19 protein-coding genes and 1 pseudogene are annotated in these 17475 nt (G+C 65.2%); 7 read left to right on the forward strand and 13 right to left on the reverse strand.

What is annotated here, in order from left to right:
• The first annotated feature begins 6 nt into the window (after positions 1–6).
• The 3 genes from dapB to EDF57_RS12910 are packed head-to-tail and all read left to right on the forward strand — an operon-like array spanning position 7 to position 1816.
• Positions 7–735 carry a 4-hydroxy-tetrahydrodipicolinate reductase gene (gene dapB, locus EDF57_RS12900; protein ID WP_132264881.1) on the forward strand — a complete coding sequence of 243 codons (729 nt, stop codon included), beginning with the start codon at positions 7–9 and terminating at the stop codon, positions 733–735.
• Positions 732–1391, forward strand: coding sequence for an endonuclease III (nth, locus tag EDF57_RS12905; protein ID WP_134094613.1), 660 nt, complete (start codon positions 732–734; stop codon positions 1389–1391). Before dapB ends, nth begins: the two co-directional genes overlap by 4 nt.
• A 14-nt stretch (positions 1392–1405) precedes the next feature.
• Positions 1406–1816 (forward strand): hypothetical protein, encoded by a 411-nt coding sequence (locus EDF57_RS12910; protein WP_134094614.1) that lies wholly within the window; start codon positions 1406–1408, stop codon positions 1814–1816.
• 45 nt (positions 1817–1861) lie between these two features.
• Here EDF57_RS12910 and EDF57_RS12915 read toward each other — a convergent pair whose 3' ends face one another.
• Complete coding sequence (locus tag EDF57_RS12915; protein ID WP_134094615.1) at positions 1862–3181, reverse strand: dicarboxylate/amino acid:cation symporter; 1320 nt, start codon at positions 3179–3181, stop codon at positions 1862–1864.
• A gap of 116 nt (positions 3182–3297) precedes the next feature.
• On the reverse strand, positions 3298–4446 hold the full coding sequence (gene dapE / locus EDF57_RS12920; RefSeq protein WP_132264874.1) for a succinyl-diaminopimelate desuccinylase: 1149 nt from the start codon (positions 4444–4446) through the stop codon (positions 3298–3300).
• 68 nt (positions 4447–4514) lie between these two features.
• On the opposite strand from dapE, the gene EDF57_RS12925 reads away from it, so the two are divergent.
• Complete coding sequence (locus tag EDF57_RS12925; protein ID WP_134094616.1) at positions 4515–4979, forward strand: cupin domain-containing protein; 465 nt, start codon at positions 4515–4517, stop codon at positions 4977–4979.
• A gap of 15 nt (positions 4980–4994) precedes the next feature.
• On the opposite strand, the gene EDF57_RS12930 is transcribed toward EDF57_RS12925, so the two are convergent.
• The 8 genes from EDF57_RS12930 to rpmH all read right to left on the reverse strand — a co-directional run bounded on the left by EDF57_RS12930 (position 4995) and on the right by rpmH (position 11973).
• Positions 4995–5657 (reverse strand): glutathione S-transferase family protein, encoded by a 663-nt coding sequence (locus EDF57_RS12930; RefSeq protein ID WP_132264871.1) that lies wholly within the window; start codon positions 5655–5657, stop codon positions 4995–4997.
• A 261-nt stretch (positions 5658–5918) separates the two neighbouring features.
• A complete protein-coding gene (locus EDF57_RS12935; RefSeq protein ID WP_132264869.1) occupies positions 5919–6920 on the reverse strand; it encodes an inorganic phosphate transporter in 1002 nt (333 codons plus the stop codon).
• Positions 6921–6936: 16 nt separating this feature from the next.
• Positions 6937–8088, reverse strand: coding sequence for a DUF47 family protein (locus tag EDF57_RS12940; protein ID WP_132264867.1), 1152 nt, complete (start codon positions 8086–8088; stop codon positions 6937–6939).
• A gap of 334 nt (positions 8089–8422) precedes the next feature.
• Positions 8423–9064, reverse strand: coding sequence for a ribosome biogenesis GTP-binding protein YihA/YsxC (gene yihA, locus EDF57_RS12945; RefSeq protein WP_134094617.1), 642 nt, complete (start codon positions 9062–9064; stop codon positions 8423–8425).
• 7 nt (positions 9065–9071) lie between these two features.
• Positions 9072–10838, reverse strand: coding sequence for a membrane protein insertase YidC (yidC, locus tag EDF57_RS12950; RefSeq protein ID WP_132264864.1), 1767 nt, complete (start codon positions 10836–10838; stop codon positions 9072–9074).
• A 58-nt stretch (positions 10839–10896) separates the two neighbouring features.
• Positions 10897–11112, reverse strand: coding sequence for a membrane protein insertion efficiency factor YidD (gene yidD / locus EDF57_RS12955; RefSeq protein WP_132265338.1), 216 nt, complete (start codon positions 11110–11112; stop codon positions 10897–10899).
• A gap of 26 nt (positions 11113–11138) precedes the next feature.
• A complete protein-coding gene (gene rnpA, locus EDF57_RS12960; RefSeq protein ID WP_134094618.1) occupies positions 11139–11624 on the reverse strand; it encodes a ribonuclease P protein component in 486 nt (161 codons plus the stop codon).
• Positions 11625–11838: 214 nt separating this feature from the next.
• The gene (gene rpmH / locus EDF57_RS12965) at positions 11839–11973 is read right to left on the reverse strand and encodes a 50S ribosomal protein L34 (protein ID WP_086494189.1); all 135 of its coding nucleotides are present in this window, start codon (positions 11971–11973) and stop codon (positions 11839–11841) included.
• A 310-nt stretch (positions 11974–12283) separates the two neighbouring features.
• Between rpmH and EDF57_RS12970 the strand changes: the two genes are divergently transcribed.
• The gene (locus EDF57_RS12970; protein WP_243654159.1) at positions 12284–12526 is read left to right on the forward strand and encodes a hypothetical protein; all 243 of its coding nucleotides are present in this window, start codon (positions 12284–12286) and stop codon (positions 12524–12526) included.
• Positions 12527–12588: 62 nt separating this feature from the next.
• On the opposite strand, the gene EDF57_RS12975 is transcribed toward EDF57_RS12970, so the two are convergent.
• Both EDF57_RS12975 and EDF57_RS12980 read right to left on the reverse strand, forming a co-directional pair.
• The gene (locus EDF57_RS12975) at positions 12589–13791 is read right to left on the reverse strand and encodes an acyltransferase (protein WP_166675273.1); all 1203 of its coding nucleotides are present in this window, start codon (positions 13789–13791) and stop codon (positions 12589–12591) included.
• 93 nt (positions 13792–13884) lie between these two features.
• A complete protein-coding gene (locus EDF57_RS12980; RefSeq protein WP_243841051.1) occupies positions 13885–14703 on the reverse strand; it encodes an alpha/beta hydrolase in 819 nt (272 codons plus the stop codon).
• A 250-nt stretch (positions 14704–14953) separates the two neighbouring features.
• Between EDF57_RS12980 and EDF57_RS12985 the strand changes: the two are divergent.
• A pseudogene (locus EDF57_RS12985) lies at positions 14954–16236 on the forward strand (YifB family Mg chelatase-like AAA ATPase).
• Positions 16237–16300: 64 nt separating this feature from the next.
• Positions 16301–16477 carry a hypothetical protein gene (locus tag EDF57_RS25790; RefSeq protein WP_208324869.1) on the forward strand — a complete coding sequence of 59 codons (177 nt, stop codon included), beginning with the start codon at positions 16301–16303 and terminating at the stop codon, positions 16475–16477.
• On the opposite strand, the gene EDF57_RS12990 is transcribed toward EDF57_RS25790, so the two are convergent.
• The gene (locus EDF57_RS12990; RefSeq protein ID WP_134094620.1) at positions 16463–17362 is read right to left on the reverse strand and encodes a hypothetical protein; all 900 of its coding nucleotides are present in this window, start codon (positions 17360–17362) and stop codon (positions 16463–16465) included. The two genes, EDF57_RS25790 and EDF57_RS12990, sit on opposite strands and share 15 nt — an antisense overlap.
• Positions 17363–17475 lie beyond the last annotated feature (113 nt).

Genomic DNA, 17475 nt, shown 5'->3' on the forward strand with positions numbered 1-17475 from the left:
CGGCAAGTGGCACGAATCGGAATTATCGGCAGCGCAGGGCGCATGGGACAGGCGATCGCACAGGCCATCGAGGCTGCCGGCGAGAACCTTTCCGGCGGTATCGGCCGCGACGGAGACCTCGGCGCACTGTCGGCCCATTCGGACGTGCTGATCGACTTCTCCACCCCCGTCGCACTCGAAGCCAACCTCGATGCGGCGGTGGATGCGGGCATTCCCATCGTCGTGGGCACCACCGGGCTGGAGGAACGCCATCACTGGCTGATCGATTCGGCCGCGCAGCACATTCCCGTGCTTCAGACCGGCAACACCTCGCTCGGCGTCACGCTGCTTGCCCATCTCGTGCGCGAAGCCGCCAGCAAGCTGGGTGAGGACTGGGATATCGAGATCGTCGAAACTCACCACCGCATGAAAGTGGACGCCCCCTCCGGCACCGCCCTGCTGCTGGGCGAAGCCGCCGCCAAGGGCCGCGAGGTCGGCCTGGCCGAAACCGCCGTGCGCGCAAGAGACGGCATCACCGGCAAGCGCGAAGCCGGGACCATCGGTTTCGCGGCGCTGCGCGGCGGCACCGTGGCAGGCGATCACACCGTGCACTTCCTGGGCGACAGCGAGCGGCTTTCGTTCTCGCATATGGCCGAAAACCGCACGATCTTCGCCAAGGGCGCGGTGAAGGCCGCGCAGTGGCTGAAGGACAAGCCCGCCGGCCGCTACACCATGCCCGAGGTTCTGGACCTTTGAACAAGGCCGAGATCTTCGAGTTCTTCCGCCGTCTCGCCGAGTTGAACCCCTCGCCCGAGACGGAGCTGGAATTCGGCAACAATTATCAGCTGCTGGTCGCCGTGGTGCTTTCGGCGCAGTCCACCGACGTGGGCGTCAACAAGGCCACCCGCGCGCTGTTCCGCGAGGTGAAGACGCCCGCGCAGATGGTCGAGCTGGGCGAGGAAGGCCTCAAACAGCACATCAAGACGATCGGCCTGTTCAATTCCAAGGCCAAAAACGTCATCGCCCTCTCCGAGATTCTGGTCGCGCGCTATGACGGCGAAGTGCCGGACGACCGCGACGCGCTGGTCGAACTGCCCGGTGTCGGCCGCAAGACCGCCAATGTCGTGATGAACTGCGCATTCGGGGCGGAGACCTTCGCGGTGGACACGCATATCTTCCGCGTCGGCAACCGCACCGGCATTGCCAAGGGCAAGACGCCGCTGGCGGTGGAAAAGCAGCTGGAGAAGCGCGTGCCGCAGCCGTTCCGCGTGGGATCGCACCACTGGATGATCCTGCACGGCCGCTACATCTGCAAGGCGCGCACGCCGGAGTGCTGGCGCTGCCCGGTCGTTGACTTGTGCGACTACAAGGACAAGGTTCTGCAAAAGGGAGCCGCTCGCAAGGCTGCCTGATCGGGAGGACGTACATGCTCCGCCGTCGCATTGGCTTTGCCCCTGCCCTCGCTTTCGCCGCCGCGCCCCTGGCCCTCGCCGCCTGCTCGCAGCAACCGGCCAAACCGCCGCCGCCGGTCAGTCCCGCGGCCGAGGCGATCGGCCCTGCGCAGGACTGCCTGTCGCTCGCGCAGTTCTCCAACACCCGCATCCGCGACGACTGGACCATCGATTTCATCGGCGGCGCCGGCAACCGCGTCTGGCGGGTGACGCTGCCGAACCGCTGTTCGGGGCTGAAATCGGCCGACAGCTTTACGTATGCGACCTCGCTCTCGCAGCTCTGCCGGAATGACATCGTCTATCCGCTCAACCGCGTGGGGGGCGGATTCCAGCGCGGAGCCGGGTGCGGACTGGCACCCTTCACCCCGGTGAAGCTGGCGCAGTAGAGCGGCGACGTGCGGGGGACGCAAACCGCGTCCCTCCGCGCGCCGTCAGCCTTCGTACTGCTCGGGGTCGATATTCAGGCCCCGGCGCCCTTCGGACGACGAATGCGTCGGCGCCCTGGGCATTTCCTCTTCAGGATCGACCAGGGGCTGCAGCATGCCTTCGCTGCGAGTGATAACCGCCGTCGCCACGGCATTGCCCACCACGTTGGTGGCCGAGCGGCCCATGTCGAGGAAAGTGTCGATCCCCAGCAGCAGCGCGATGCCTTCCACCGGCAGGCCGAACTGCGTGAGCGTGGCCGCGATCACCACCAGGCTGGCGCGTGGGACGCCGGCAATGCCCTTGGAGCTGACCATCAGCGTCAGCAGCATCAGGATCTGCGTCCCGATCGGCACATGGATGCCGTAAGCCTGCGCGATGAAGATCGAGGCGAAGCTCATGTAGATCATCGAGCCGTCGAGGTTGAAGCTGTAGCCCAGCGGCAGGATGAAGCCCGAGATGCGGCGCGGCACGCCGAAGCGGTCGAGCTGCTCGAACAGCTTGGGCAGGCTGGCTTCGGAAGAGGCGGTGGAGAACGAAAGCAGCAGCGGTTCGCGGATATAGCGGAACAGCGTGACGATCCGCCCGCGCAGGAAGATCCCGCCGACCAGGAACAGCAGCAGCCACAGCAGCAGCATCGCGAAGTAGAATTCGCTGACCAGCACGCCGTAGGTGACGATGATGCCAAGACCGCGCGTGGCGATCACGCTGGCCAGCGCGCCGAACACCGCGAAAGGCGCGAAGCGCATCACGTAGTCCGTCACTTGCAGCATCAGCTCGGACAGCGCTTCGCTCACCTTGACGATGATGGCCCCGCGCTCGCCGATGGCCGTGAGGCCCACGCCGACGAAGAGCGAGAAGACCAGGATCTGCAGGATATTGTTTTCGGCCATCGCGTCGACGGCGCTGCTCGGGAAGATCTCCAGGATGAAGTGGCGCAGCGTCAGTTCGCCCACGTCCAGCTTGCCGAGGTCGGCCCCGGTATCCAGCCCGGCGCCAACGCCCGGCTTGAACAGGTTGACCAGCACCAGGCCGAGGCCCAGTGAGATCAGGCTGGCCGAGATGAACCAGCCCAGCGCCTTGCCGCCGATGCGGCCCAGTGCCGCACTGTCGCCCATGCCCGAGATGCCGGTGACGATCGTGGCGAAGACCAGCGGCGCGATGATCATCTTGATGAGCTTGAGGAAGACGTCCGGCAGCAGCCGGAAGTAGTCCGACCACTGCACCAGGCGTGGATCGTCGGCAGCCAGGGTGGCATGAAGCGCCCAGCCCACGAGAATGCCGAGCACCATGCCGACCAAGATATAAAGCGTCAGGCGCCTGCCCATTCCCACCTCGCAACAAAATTGCTGGCAAGACTAACAGCGTGACCCGTGCGGTCAACGTCGCCGGCCGGACTTACCGTCAGTTCCAGCCACCGGGCCGCTCCCGCAGGAGCCGGCGTTCAGCCCTTCGCCAGCGCCGCTTCGGTCACGCGGCGGAAGATGCGGACCAGCACTTCGAGATCGGGGATCGCCACGGCCTCGTCGCGCTTGTGCATCGTCGCGTTCGAGAGGCCGAACTCGATCACCGGGGATAGGTCCTTGAGGAACCGCGCGTCGGAGGTGCCGCCGCTGGTCGAAAGCTCGGGCTCCACCCCGGTCTCGGCGCGGATCGCTTCGGCGAGCATGGCGGAAAAGGCGCCGGGCTCGGTGAGGAAGGCCTCGCCGGAGATCACCGGGCGCGCGGTGCCGCCGTGGCGCTCCGCAATCTCGGCCACGCGGGCCGAGAGGCTCTCGCCGGTGTGGAGATCGTTGAACCGGATCGAGATACGCGCCGAGGCCCGGGCCGGGATCACGTTGGTGGCGACGTTGCCCACGGTGAGGTCGGTCACCTCCAGGTTGCTGGCCTGGAACCAGTCGGTGCCTTCGTCGAGCACGAGGGCATCGAGTTCGGCCAGCATGGCGACCAGCCTGGGAATCGGATTGTCGGCCAGGTGCGGATAGGCGACGTGGCCCTGCACACCCTCGACCTCCAGCCAGATGTTCACCGAACCGCGGCGGCCGATCTTCATCATGTCGCCGAGACGGTGTACCGAAGTCGGCTCGCCGACGAGGCATAGGTCGGGGATTTCGCCCACCGCGCGCATATGATCGATCAGCGCCAGGGTACCGAAGCGCGCGGGGCCTTCCTCGTCACCGGTGATGATGAAGCTGATCGTGCCCGCATCCGCCGGGATCTGCGCGGCCGCCGCGACCATCGCGGCGATCGACCCCTTCATGTCCACCGCGCCGCGGCCGTAGAGCAGTTCGCCGCGCACTTCGGGCGCGAAAGGCGCGCTGCTCCAGCCCTCGCCCGGGGGCACCACATCGAGGTGCCCGGCATAAGCGAAGTGGCGCGAGCCCTCGGGGCCCTTGCGGATCGCGAAGAGATTTTCGACCGGACCGTCCGGCGCTTCTCCCGCCAGGAAACGGTGGACGTGGAAGCCGAGCGGCGCCAACTGGCCCTCCAGGCAATCGAACACCGCGCCGGTGGCGGGCGTCACACTGGGGCAGGCAAGCAGGGCTTCGGTGAGTGCCAGGACACTCGCGGGGGTCTCAACGGCTTCGGTCATGCCGCGGGCCATTGCACAGGACCGCGCCCAAGACCATAGCGGAACGGCCGTTTCGGGGAGTGATCGCCATGCCCAAGATCGATGTCGAGACCATCGCCGCGTCCAATCGTACCGGATATCCGGAACCGTTCGATGCGGCGGTTGAAGGACGATGGTGGCGGCGGCTCGCTCCGGCCGGCGGACTCAGCGAGATGGGCGCCAGCCATGTCGTGCTCAAGCCCGGCGCCTGGTCGAGCCAGCGCCATTGGCACGAAGACGAGGACGAGCTTCTGGTCATGATCACCGGCGAAGCGGTGCTGGTGGAGGACGGCGGCCGCACCCCGGTCCGCGCGGGCGAGATCTGCGCCTGGCCCAAAGGCGTCCGCAACGGTCATCACCTCATCAACGAGAGCGACGCGGACTGCGTGTTCGTGGCCATCAGCGCCGGCAACCCGGACGGTTCCGGCGCCTATCCGGACATCGACATGACGTTCGACGCCGAGGGCTATCATCACCGGGACGGCAGGCCGTATCGCACGGCTCGCCCCCGCTGATCGGCCGCTGATCGGCTATTCGACCGGGTTCTCGTACTGTTCGATCACCCAGTCCTCGGCCTCGGCAGCGTTGATCCACTGCTGCATCCATTCGTGCTCCCACACCGCCTGCATATAGGCCTGCGCGAAGCCGGGCACGCCGATGCCATACGTGAGGAACCGGCTGACGACCGGCGCATAGATGATGTCGGCCGCACCGAACGTGCCGAACAGGAAGGGACCGCCCTTGCCGAACCGCGCACGCGCCTCGGCCCAGAGCGTGAGTATGCGCACCACGTCGGCGCGCACGTCGTCGCCCAGCGAGACGCCCTGAACCCGGCTGCGGATATTCATCGGGCAGGCCCGGCGCAGCGGCATGTAGCTGGAGTGCATTTCTGCCACCATCGAACGGGCCATGGCGCGCGCGGCATCGTCCTTGGGCCAGAACCGGTCGCGGCCGACCTTGTCGGCAAGATATTCGATGATGGCCAGGCTGTCCCAGACCACGGCTTCGCCGTCCCACAGGATCGGCACTTTGCCGTGACTGGGCGCGAGATCGTCGGAGCTGCGCTTGGCCTCCCAGTCGTCTCCGAACAGCGGCACCGTGATCTCCTCGAAGGCCAGGCCCGACTGCTTGCAGGCCAGCCAGCCGCGCAGCGACCAGCTCGAGTAGTTCTTGTTGCCGATAATAAGCTTCACTGCGCAGTTCCCCGTAGGTCGATCATCGGGCCTATCGGTTCAGACTGGCAAAGTCGAGGATGAACGGCGTCGCAAGATGTCGCAGGAGAGCGAGGATCACGGCCGGAGATCGCCGACCTCCTGCGCCGCCAATACCTCAGTCTCGCGCCTTGCACCGCAGGACATGTCGGCAGCCCCGGAAGAGGCCCACGGCGCCGGGCGCCAAGCAGCATCGCCGTTCCGCGCGCCTGGGGGTCATCCCCCAGGACCGCTCCTGCCCGGTCAGAAAAGCCGCGTCAGTTCGAAGAACAGGGCGCCGACGATCGCGCTGGCCGGGATCGTCACGAACCAGGCCACGATCACGCGGCTCGCGACCGACCACCGCACGGCACTGGCCCTGCGCGCGGCGCCGGTGCCGACGACGGCGCCGGTGATGGCATGGGTGGTCGAGACCGGAATGCCCATCGCGCTCGCCCCGAAGACCACGATCGAGCCCGCGGTCGAGGCGCAGAAGCCCGAGTGGTGGTTGAGCTTGGTCAGCTTGGACCCCATCGTCTTGATGATCTTCCAGCCGCCCGAGAGCGTGCCGATGGAAATGGCCGCGTAGCAGCTGATCACAACCCAATCGGGAACGTGGAAACCGCCCTCCAGATGCCCGGTCGAATAGAGCAGGACGGCGATGATGCCCATCGTCTTCTGGGCGTCGTTACCGCCGTGGCTGATCGAATAGGCGGCCGAGGAGAACAAGTGCAGGGTCTTGAAGATCCCGTTGGACGCGCGCGGCGTGGTGCCCTTGAACAGCCAGGAGGTCAGCAGCATCATCGCCATGGCAATGAGGAAACCGAGCACGGGCGAGGCGACGATGGCGATCACCGTCTTCACCGTACCTTCGGATTCGATGACCCCCGGCCCCGCCGCCGCCACACCGGCGCCCAGCAGGCCGCCGATCAGCGCGTGGCTGGACGAGGAAGGGATGCCCTTGATCCAGGTCAGCACGTTCCAGAACATCGCGCCTACCAGCGCTCCGAACACCACGGCGGGCGTCACGGCGTCCTTGTCGATGATGCCCTTGCCCACCGTCTCGGCGACATGAAGGCCCATGATCCAGTAAGCCGCGAAGTTGCCGAATGCGGCGAACAGCACGGCGACGACTGGCGAAAGCAGGCGCGTCGCCACCACGGTGGCGATGGCGTTGGCGGCATCGTGAAGGCCGTTGAGGAAGTCGAACGCCAGCGCGAGCGCGACGAGGCCGATCAACAGCGGCAGTGCGAGCGTATGATCCATGGTGAAAGGCCGCCGGTCAGGCGTGGTCGATCACGAGACCGTCGATCTCGTTCGCGATGTCCTCGAAGCGGTCGACCACGCGTTCGAGGCGCCGGAACATTTCCTGCCGCACGATGAAGTGCAGCGCATCTCCCTTTTCGCCATTGGGGCCGGTATCGGCCTTGAAAACGCGCTTCAGGCCGGCCGCGTGGATCTCGTCGGCATGGCCTTCCATGCGCACCAGGCGCTCGGTCAACTCATGCAGGCGATTGCCGTTGTCCGCGATCTTGCGCAGGAGCGGCATGATCTCTGCCGTCAGACGCGCGGCGTCGACGATGATCGCCGCCATGTCGATCATCTCCGGTTCGAACTCCGCGACCTCATAGAGGTTCACGGCGTTCGCCACCTGCTGCATCTCGTCGATGGCATCGTCCATCGTGGTGATGAGGCTGGTGATCGACGAGCGGTCGAACGGGGTCAGGAACGTGCGGCGCACCGTCTGGAGCACTTCGCGGGTGATTTCGTCGGCATCGTGCTCGCGCTCACCCACTTCGCGGATGTGCTGGGCGCGGCCGGCCCCGCCCTGCGCCAGGCGGGCGAGAGCGTCGGCACCGGCCACAAGCGTGGCGGCCTGCCGCTCGAACAACTCAAAGAAGTCGCCCTGCTGCGGCAGCAACTTCTGGAACCAGGCAAACATGGTATTGATCCCTGTCTTGTCCGCCATCCGGTCAGCCACCGCGCCGATGAGGCGGGCGGGACTGGCCGCGGCGCGAAACTCGCGCGCGCCGAACGAACGGATCAGCGCGCGCAGGTCCTCTTCGTCGACCGCCTTAGCGGCCTCCGCCATCGAGAACCAGCGGCGTTCGCGCTGATGCTGTTCGTCCCAGGAGTCAAGTTCCTCGGTGACTGCAAAGGGAAATACATCAACATCCGCCCACACCGATGCGCCCGAGGCGCGCCGCTTGCGATAGCGATAGGAGCCGAGCGGAATGGGGCACGCCGCGCCGCGAACGCCGGCTTCTTCCTCTGCTTCCACGGCAGCCGCCGCGTGCGGAGGGAGGCCTTTCATCAGCCCGCCCTTGGGAATGACCCAGCGGCGCGTCTGGCGCGAGGTAATCAGAAGAATCTGAATCGGCGCATCAACCGAAGGCCCGGTGGCGCGATAGGGAAGAACGGCAATCTGGCGCATGGCGAGACTCCTTCTTCTCATTGACGCGACCGAGCGCCTCTAGGCGAACCATCACCGTCACGCAATCGTCACATTCGCACTTTTCCGGATGCTTCGTGCAAGTCCGTCCGGTCCGCAGCGATCATCGCCCGGCAAGCCGTGAATATCAAAGGAGAAAAGGGTCATTGCGGAGCTATCGCCGCACGTCCCGAAGCGGGACCGGGGCATCGGCAGGCGCCTATTGCGCCCCGCGGATCACGCCTGTCTCTGCCGCGAAACAAGCCGGGCGACAGAGGGGTATCGACAAGAGCGGGCGGGATCGGCGCCGTGAAGGCACCGATCCCGCCCATACGGTTCAGGTTTGCGAATCGGAGAGCACTGCAGCCCGAAGCTCGGCGATGCCCAGCCCCTTCTCCGAAGAAGTGACATGCACTTCGGGATAGGCCGCCGGGTGCTTGCGCGCCTCGGCGATCGTCTCGGCGTGAACCTTTTCCAGTTCGCTCGCCTTGATCTTGTCGGATTTGGTCAGGACGATCCGATAGCCGACGGCGGCTTCGTCCAGCATCTTCATCATTTCGGCATCGACGGTCTTCACGCCGTGGCGCGCATCGACCAGCAGCAACGTGCGTTTCAGCGCCACGCGGCCGCGCAGATAGTCGCGCACCAGCCGCCGCCAGGTCTCGACGACCGCAGGCGGCGCCTTGGCGAAGCCGTAGCCGGGCATGTCGACGAGGCGGAACTGCAGCGGCTCGCCCACTTCGAAGAAGTTCAGCTCCTGCGTGCGCCCCGGCGTCACCGAAGTGCGCGCGATCGACTGGCGGCCGGTCAGCGCATTGAGCAGCGACGACTTGCCGACGTTCGACCGTCCGCAGAAGGCGATCTCCGGCGAATCGCCATCGGGGAGGAACTTGAGCGCGGGCGCGCTCTTCAGGAACGTTACCGGTCCCGAAAAGAGCTTGCGCGCCTGCTCCATCAATTCTGTGTTTTCTTCTTCCATGTCAGTCTCAGGCCTTGCGTCCGGCGGTGCGCGCCTTGTCCTGCGCGTCCTTTTCGGCCTGCGCCCGCAGCTGCGGATGACGGCTGTAAAGGAACTGCTGCTGCGCAATGGTCAGGATATTCGAGGTGATCCAGTAGACCAGCAGGCCCGAGGCAAACGGCGCCATCACGAACATCATGAACCACGGCATCAGCGCGAAGACCTGCTGCTGGGCCGGGTCCATCTGGGCCGGGTTCAGCTTGAACTGGAAGTACATCGTCACGCCCAGCAGCAGGGCCAGCACGCCAATGGCAAGGAAGCCCGGCGGGTTGAACGGCAGCAGGCCGAAGAGGTTCAGGATGTGCAGCGGATCGGGCGCGGAAAGGTCCTTGATCCAGAACACGAAGGGCTGGTGGCGCATCTCGATCGCCAGCATCAGCACCTTGTAAAGCGCGAAGAACACCGGGATCTGCAGGAACATGGGCAGGCAGCCGGCAAGCGGGTTCACCTTTTCCTGCTTGTAGAGCGCCATGATCTCAAGCTGTTGCTTCTGCTTGTCGTCCTTGTAGCGCTCCTGGATCGCCTTCATCTTCGGCTGGATCGCGCGCATGGCGGCCATCGAGGCGAAACCGCGCTGGGCCACCGGGAACATGATGCCGCGAACGATCGCGGTCAGCAGGATGATGGCCACGCCAAAGTTGCCGACCAGGCTGAACAGCTTGGTGAGCAGCCAGAAGATCGGCTTTTCGAACCAGCGGAACCAGCCCCAGTCGATCGCCAGCCCGAAGTTGGCGATGCCCGACTTTTCGTAGGCGTCGAGCACCTTGTGCTCCTTGGCGCCGGCGAACAGCTTGGTTTCGCGGGTCAGGCTCTGGCCCGGCTGGATCACCGACTTGTCATAGACGACGTCGGCGCGGAAAATGCCGTTGCCCTGCGAACGGAAGGTGCCCTGGGCCTTGGCGTTGACCGGGATGACGGCCGACATCCAGTAGACGTCGGTAAACCCGATCCAGTCGGTATTGCCCGGCTGCGGCATCGTGCCGTCCTTGGCCAGCGCGTCATACTTCGGACCGAAAGCGACCGAACCGTCGAACGCGCCCACGCCGCCGGTACGCAGCGTCCAGGCATAGGCCGCCGCGGTGCGGTCCGTACGGTTCACCAGCGCGAAGGGCTGGATCGCCACGGCGCCCGAGCCACGGTTCTGGATCTGCTGGTCGGCCGTGATCAGATAGTTCTCATCCACCTTGAGGGTGATGGAGAAGAGTTGGCCCTGGCCGTTGTCCCAGGTGAGGACGACAGGCGTCGACGGCGTGAGCCGGGCGCCCTGCGCCACGGTCCATACCGTCTGCGCGGTCGGCGCGGCCACGCCTTCGCCGACCCAGCCGAACTGGGCATACTGCTGCGCCGGGGTTCCCGAGGGCGAGAACATGCGGACCGGGCCGGAATCCTTCTCCACCGTTTCGCGGTGGCGATTCAGGACGAGGTCGTCGAGCAGCGCGCCGGTAAGGTTGATCGAGCCCGAGACGCCGGGCGCGGCGATGGGAACCCGGCCGGGAGCGGCGAGCGCGGTCTTCAGGTCCTTCTGCTCCAGCGCCAGGTCGGCCGCATCGCGCAGGCCGCCTTCACGGGTGGGCTTGCCGGCACTGGCGGCCGCATCGGTCGGGTTTCCAGCATTCTGGGCGACCGGCGCCGGCTTGTTGGCCTGCGGATAGAAGTACCCCATCCCGGCTTCCCAGCCGAAGAGCACGAGCGCGGTCAGGACGACCGCCAGGATGATGTTGCGCTGCTTATCCACGAAGGTTTTCCTGTCGTATTCGCGTCCGCGGCAGCGACCAGGGCTGCCTCGATTTCATTCAGTCAGGGACGGGGTCGTAGCCGTGCCCACCCCAAGGTTGGCAGCGCAATATACGCTTGAACGCCAGCCAGCCACCCTTAATCGCACCATGCTTGCGGACCGCCACGATGGCGTACTGCGAGCAGGACGGCGCATAGCGGCAGGTCGGCGGCATCAGACGCGAGGGCCCGAGTTGCCAGGCCCGCGCCACCAGAATCAGCAGGAGCCCAGGCACGGAAGCCAGGATGGCGAGCGCCCTTTTCACGGCCGCGCGTCCTTGTTCGAGGCGTCCGAGCCACCGCCAGTGCCGCGCCCGTTACTGCCGCCCATCTTGCCGGGACCGCCTTTGGGCGGGCTGCCCTTGCCGCCCGGGCCACGCTTGCGGCCGCGATGGCTGCGGGGCGGATCGCCCTTGCCGGCCTGGGCGCGGCCGAGCGCCGCCAGCAATTCGTCGCGAAGCAAGGTGAAGTCCCGCTCGACGCCGTTTTCGCGGCCGATCAGGACGTGATCGGTATCGGCCAGGCCGTGCTCCGGCAGCATCTCGCGCAGCAACGCCCGAAAGCGCCGCTTCATGCGGTTGCGCACGACGGCATTGCCGATCTTCTTGGTGACGGTAATCCCCGCCCGCATGCCCTGCCCACCATTCGGCTTGGCCAGGAGCACGAAACCGGCGCGCGCGACTCGAAGACCGCCGTTGGCCGCAACGAAGTCGGCCCTTCTGGTCATCGTGGAATAGGCGCTGGTCATTGCGGTCGAAGATAGGGGCGACGGCTCTCGATCACAAACGGCACCCTTCGCAAATGGCAGGGATCGCCAGAACAGGCGATCGTGAGCCACGCGCGGCGCCGGATTGCGGCCGCCCCATACGGCGGCGGCCCGTGCCGCCACCCGAATCCCCGAAGGCAGGGGAACTCGGATGGCGGCACGGGCCGTGCCGCATCCAGCCGTGAGGCTGGAAGACTTAGGCCGAAAGCTTCGAACGGCCGCGAGCGCGGCGCGCACGAAGCACCTTGCGGCCGCCGACGGTCGCCGTGCGGGCGCGGAAGCCGTGACGGCGGGCGCGAACAAGGCGGCTGGGCTGGAAAGTGCGCTTCATGACGGTCCTCGAAATTCAAATACGGCCCCGAAGGACCCGAACAAAAAGGGCCGCCCAAAGAAGGTCGACCGCAAAACAGAAGCGCGCCGTTACTGGACCGGTGCGGGAGAGTCAAGGCAAAGGCACATGAAACGGCAGATCCGAAGAGGCCTCCGGCGCACCGAGGCTGCCCTGCCTGGATCGCCTTCGCCATTACCCACAATGCCCCCGCGCGTCTACTGGAGCGCCACGTCCCGAGCCTCTCCATCCATGTTAGCATCGCGGCCGAAGGCCGGTTTTCGGCGGCAGAAACGGTGGGTGCGGCGAAGCGATGGCGATGGAAGAGCGTATCAGCGTGCTGGTAGGATGGGCCTCGCGCGACCTTGGCCCGAACATCCTGCTCGAACTTCAAACCTTCGAAAAGGAAGGCTGGGACTCCGGTGACGAGCCCGACAACGCCCGATTCTTCCTGACCCGCAGCCAGGCCGCGGTCCTGGCGAATCACCTGCTTCAGGTCAGCGGGGCGCAGCGGCCCGCGCGGCGCAGCGGTTGGCTCGGCTCGCTCTTCAAATAGAACGCCTCGCAGGCCGCACCTTCTGCCAATTCGCCCGGATCCGCCCCCTTGCGCGCGAACGGTCAGCGCCAAGGCGCTCGGGCTAGGGGATTCGATTCGCTCCGGCGTGAGAAGGGCCCTGCCCTCTTTCCTTCTGCAGATCCCGTAAGGCGGCGGCAGAATCGCAGCAGGGGCCGCTCGACCATGAGGTGCGTCACGCCGCCTACGAAGCAGGCAAGGACGACCACGGGTAGCACTAGCAGATACTGCGGTATCCGCGCCACTTCCGGAGATCTCAGGGCCAGGCCGTAAGCCATCAAGACGAAGAAATGAGACAGATAGAGGGCGTAGGAAGCATTGCCCAAGGCAACGAGCGGCTGCACGACGCGCCCAATCCAGCCGCGGCCACCACTTTCCCGCACACCCAGCAGGCCGGCAACGATCACCGCTCCCGCCGTGCCCCAGGTAGCAACCCTGCCCCATCCGCTGAGGCCATGCGTTGTCTCGTGGGCGACGAACAGCGGTGCGACATAGAGCAGGGCGAAACCGCAAAGGACGAGCAAGACCGCAAGCCGGGTGCCGCGCAGGCCCGCGGTCAGCCCCGAATGAAACTGCGCCAAACCCAGGCCCAGCAGGAATTCGAGCGGGATCGGATCGGTAAGGAAGCGCCGGATCTCGCTTTCCGGCAGGCCATGAGCCAGCAGCAGGACCGAGACGATGATTCCGCCCGTCCCCAGCAGCACGGCCCTGCGAGAGCCCGCCATCAGGCAGACCGCGAAGACCAGATAGAAGTACACTTCGTAGACGAGCGTCCAGGCCACCCCGATGATCGGCTGTCCGCCGGGGAGCAGCGCCAGGCCGGCCACGATGTCTCCGGCCAAGAGCGTGCGCGATTGGAAGAACCCCAGGGCCATGAGCGACAGCATCGCCAGGCAGGCAAGCCAGTAGAGCGGATAGATCCGCGTGGCGCGCCTTTGCAGGAAGGCGGCGGGCGAAGGCGCGGGGCGCCCTGGAACAAGGCTGGTATGAGCCATGATGAAGCCGCTGATGACGAAGAAGATATCGACTCCGCCGGCTCCCCCCGTAGTGAGCCAGTCCGGACTGAAAGCGCCGGGGACGCCGTTCGACGTTTCCAGCGCATGGTGAAAAGTGACCGACAGGGCGGCCAGCGCCCTTGCCACCTGAAGCCCGGCCAGCGAACCCGAAGCGCCGCCATCGGCCGCGTCGGTCCTGTTCAGACGCTTTTGCCCGGGCCGGTTGCCCGTGCCGTTCTCCGCCAAATCCATTGCATCGACCTGCATTCCGCGCCAGCCCCCCGCCCGCGCAATGGATCGATCATGCTGTGGATCTCAGCTCTTCTCCAAAGGAAGACAGGTCCGTTATCGTTGCAACAGGGTAAGTTGCGTGGAGGTCCAGCTGCGCGTCCGGTCCAGCCTGACCCAGCGCGCCATCTCTTCCGCCCCGAACCAGCGCGCGGATTCGAAGGGAATGGCATTGGTCATCGCGTAGAAGGCCTGCGCTTCGCGAAGATCCATTCCCATCTGCTGGTAATAGTCCAGATATCGGCGGTTTTCCGGTGCATTGGCCGCATAGTCGCGCGGGGTGCGCCCGGTATCGTCAAGCCAGGCATGAACGGCGAATTCCGACCCCGGATCGGCATAGCGAAGCCGCCCAGCCAGAAACAGCTCCACAGCGCCGGATCGCACCGACCCACCGGTGGGTACATGAGTCGTAAGCCCGCGCGCCCGGATCATGCGTCCCAGCCGCAGATTGGCAAGATCGTCCTCAGTCCCCGGGCACTCAATCATCTCCAGTTCGGAGATATTCGGATAGTCCCGCAGCAACGCCGCAAACTGTTCGGGGCTGCGCGAATCCGTGGCATCCACGAGTGCGGCATGCGTGCCGTCGATCACGCGAAACGGGCCGTAGCGGGCGATCCCGCGCGGAATGCCGGCAGGCGCGGACTGCCAGAACGCAGCCTGCTGCTGCGCATCCTGCGCAAGGCCCTGCTCCTCGTCAGTCGCCGCCAGAGCGACTTGCTCGGCATAGCTGGGATCGACCAGCCCGGCGGGGCCGGAGCCGGTCCCGACCTCCACCAATTCGTAGGAGATCCTGCCATCCCGCGCCGCGACCGGGCCTGCTCCGAACAAGGCGGAGGTCAGGATCGCCAGAGCGGAAATGGAGGCAAATGCGCGCATGTCCATGAGATGCAGTCCATCTGCTTACTCAAGTCACTAGAGCTAAGGTTAAAACACTTTAACCTAATGGACAACTGCAATTACTTGGGTCAAATTTCGTTATACAACGTGCTTAATATTTTGATTACGGCCGCCGCTCTGATTACGATTGCATCAAGGAATTGCTTGCGTGGTCGCTCTCGTTTCCACTGTCGCCTACTTGGGGTTGGAAGCGCGTGCGGTTGAGGTCCAGTGCCAGGTCGCGCCCGGAATGCCGGGTTTCGCGCTGGTCGGACTGCCGGACAAGGCGGTGGGAGAAAGCCGCCAGCGCGTGAGCGCGGCCTTGACGGCCATGGGCCTGGCCCTGCCGCCCAAGCGTATAACCATCAACTTGTCCCCGGCCGATTTGCCCAAGGAAGGCTCGCACTACGATCTGCCCATCGCGCTGTCCCTGCTGGCGGCCATGGGCATCGTCGACAGCGAGCAATTGGCCGACTTCGTGGCGGTGGGCGAACTCGCACTCGATGGCCGGGTGATCCCTTCTCCCGGCGTCCTGCTGGCCGCGCTTCACGCCAGTGAGCGCGACCTCGGATTGATCTGCCCGGCGGCGCAGGGCAGCGAGGCACGCTGGGCCGACGGCATTCCGGTGGTGGCCGCGCCCAACCTCGTCAGCCTGCTCAATCACCTGAAGGGCACGCAAGTGCTGCCGCAGCCCGAACCCGGCCGCGCCGATCCGCCCAAGCGCGGACCGGACCTGAAACAGGTCAAAGGGCAGGAGGTCGCTCGCCGGGCGCTGGAGATCGCCGCAGCCGGATCGCACAACCTGCTGATGAGCGGCCCTCCGGGCGCGGGAAAGTCGCTGCTCGCCGCCTGCCTGCCGGAATCCTGCCCGAACTCACGGCCGCAGAGGCGCTGGAAGTCTCGATGATCGCCTCCGTCGCGGGTACTCTGGAGGAAGGCCGCATCAGCCGCGCCCGGCCGTTTCGATCGCCGCATCACTCCGCCTCGATGGCGGCCTTGACCGGCGGCGGCCTCAAAGTGCGCCCCGGCGAAGTCTCGATGGCCCATCTCGGCGTGCTGTTCCTGGACGAACTGCCGGAATTCCAGCGCGCCGTACTCGATTCGCTGCGCCAACCCCTGGAGATCGGAGAAGTCACCGTCGCGCGGGCCAATGCCCATGTCACTTATCCGGCCCGGGTCCAGTTGATCGCCGCCATGAACCCCTGTCGCTGCGGCTATCTCAGCGATCCCGCGCTCGCCTGTTCCCGCGTGCCCAAGTGCGCGGCCGACTACCAGAGCAAGGTCTCCGGCCCCCTGCTCGACAGCATTGCATCCCTTTTCAAGTCAATCAAGCGCCGATGGTCAGACCAACGCGGAAGGCACGTACGCGGTGGCACCAAATCTCCAGCGTTCGACCGCTCACATCCATGGGCAGATGACCTGACGCGGCTTGATCAAGCCGCCGCTGCGTTGATCCGGCAACAACGTAGCAGGGTGATCGGCGGCTCGGAGCATGCTCCGGCATTCCGACAGCGGGCGAGAACTACGCAGTAAGGACTCGCACTAGAACACACCTCTCGGGGTTGTATTGGCGTTTGCAGCATGCGAATCTAGCGGGATGCGTGGACCTGCACCTCAGAATGGCTCGACGAAGGGCTGGCTACTGCCGGGGCTTGCGGGCTTTGCGACATTGACGATCGTCGCCTGTTTCGATCGTAAGATTGCAATGGCCCTCGCGATTTGCTTCATCTCGTTCGCGGCGATCTCGATGCTGGCGGCTTTACTCAGGAAATAGCGTCTGCTGGCGACTGGCCGCAGGTTCACTGATATCGAGAACGCGAAGGACGTTACGCTCGGTCACAGTCCACACGCCATCGACGAGGCGTTCCCGCGATTCCAATTCAACATCCAGTTCGACGCCACCGCGCATTCGCACGCTGGTTTGCCCGGCAACGATGCTCTCTAGAAATGCACGATCCTTGATTGCCGCTCCGAATTCACCAGCGGGAGTTGCAAACTTCCAGCGGCGCGTGGTGGAAATTTCGAGCACCGGACTGAGAATGATGACTCTCGCCGGGCCGACTGCAACCCGATCATGCGAGGTCACAACGATAGGGGCTTGCCCGCTGTAGGCCTGGAAGTCCGACCTATCGACAATCCAGTCGGGAGTTTCGCGACTGATGTTCGCCGATACGCCCACGATTCCGGTGTCCCGGCCAATCTCGCGATAGAACTGCTGCTTCTCGCGAACTGCTACCTTGCCGCTGGAAGCAATCTCAATCAGTCTTTTGGCTTCCTCGACATCTTCATTCTTCGCTTCCGGCAGATACTGGTCGAGCAGAGGTTGCCATGCAATTTCGCGAGCCCGTTCGGCCGGGGGAGTCATGATCCACGCGAGCGCAGCAAGTGCCAAACCATACCGCGCTGGGTGGGCCTGATACTCTGCCTTCGCCTTGCCTACCAAAAGCACGAGGTCTTCCCACAGGCTGCCCTCGGTGTGCCCTTGGAGACCAATTTGCACTTGAGCAGACGGGTCGAGGACGTATGCCAGTTCCCGGATGCCGGAAATGAACGCGAGTGATGCGCGCGCTATCACCTCCGCACTAGCCGTATGATCAGGTGCCAGCCTGTAATACAACCGAAGCGGTACGCCTTCGCCTTCGTTCAGCAATTCAGCCATCAATACCCCACCATTTGCTACGGGTATTGCGCGACGCCATCGGCAAGTCAATTCGCTGCTTCGTTTGGATTTTTCGACACTCGCAGCGCCCAAGCATTTCGGAACTCACGCAC

This window comes from Novosphingobium sp. PhB55 (assembly GCF_004368805.1).
GTDB lineage: Bacteria > Pseudomonadota > Alphaproteobacteria > Sphingomonadales > Sphingomonadaceae > Novosphingobium.

Bases quoted from the DNA above. Each gene is read 5' to 3' on its own strand.
- EDF57_RS12910 (WP_134094614.1), top strand. From the start codon at position 1,406: ATGCTCCGCCGTCGCATTGGCTTTGCCCCTGCCCTCGCTTTCGCCGCC.
- EDF57_RS12915 (WP_134094615.1), bottom strand. From the start codon at position 3,181: ATGGGCAGGCGCCTGACGCTTTATATCTTGGTCGGCATGGTGCTCGGC.
- dapE (WP_132264874.1), bottom strand. From the start codon at position 4,446: ATGACCGAAGCCGTTGAGACCCCCGCGAGTGTCCTGGCACTCACCGAA.
- EDF57_RS12925 (WP_134094616.1), top strand. From the start codon at position 4,515: ATGCCCAAGATCGATGTCGAGACCATCGCCGCGTCCAATCGTACCGGA.
- EDF57_RS12935 (WP_132264869.1), bottom strand. From the start codon at position 6,920: ATGGATCATACGCTCGCACTGCCGCTGTTGATCGGCCTCGTCGCGCTC.
- EDF57_RS12940 (WP_132264867.1), bottom strand. From the start codon at position 8,088: ATGCGCCAGATTGCCGTTCTTCCCTATCGCGCCACCGGGCCTTCGGTT.
- yihA (WP_134094617.1), bottom strand. From the start codon at position 9,064: ATGGAAGAAGAAAACACAGAATTGATGGAGCAGGCGCGCAAGCTCTTT.
- rnpA (WP_134094618.1), bottom strand. From the start codon at position 11,624: ATGACCAGCGCCTATTCCACGATGACCAGAAGGGCCGACTTCGTTGCG.
- rpmH (WP_086494189.1), bottom strand. From the start codon at position 11,973: ATGAAGCGCACTTTCCAGCCCAGCCGCCTTGTTCGCGCCCGCCGTCAC.
- EDF57_RS12970 (WP_243654159.1), top strand. From the start codon at position 12,284: ATGGCGATGGAAGAGCGTATCAGCGTGCTGGTAGGATGGGCCTCGCGC.
- EDF57_RS12975 (WP_166675273.1), bottom strand. From the start codon at position 13,791: ATGGATTTGGCGGAGAACGGCACGGGCAACCGGCCCGGGCAAAAGCGT.
- EDF57_RS12980 (WP_243841051.1), bottom strand. From the start codon at position 14,703: ATGCGCGCATTTGCCTCCATTTCCGCTCTGGCGATCCTGACCTCCGCC.
- EDF57_RS25790 (WP_208324869.1), top strand. From the start codon at position 16,301: ATGCGTGGACCTGCACCTCAGAATGGCTCGACGAAGGGCTGGCTACTG.
- EDF57_RS12990 (WP_134094620.1), bottom strand. From the start codon at position 17,362: ATGGCTGAATTGCTGAACGAAGGCGAAGGCGTACCGCTTCGGTTGTAT.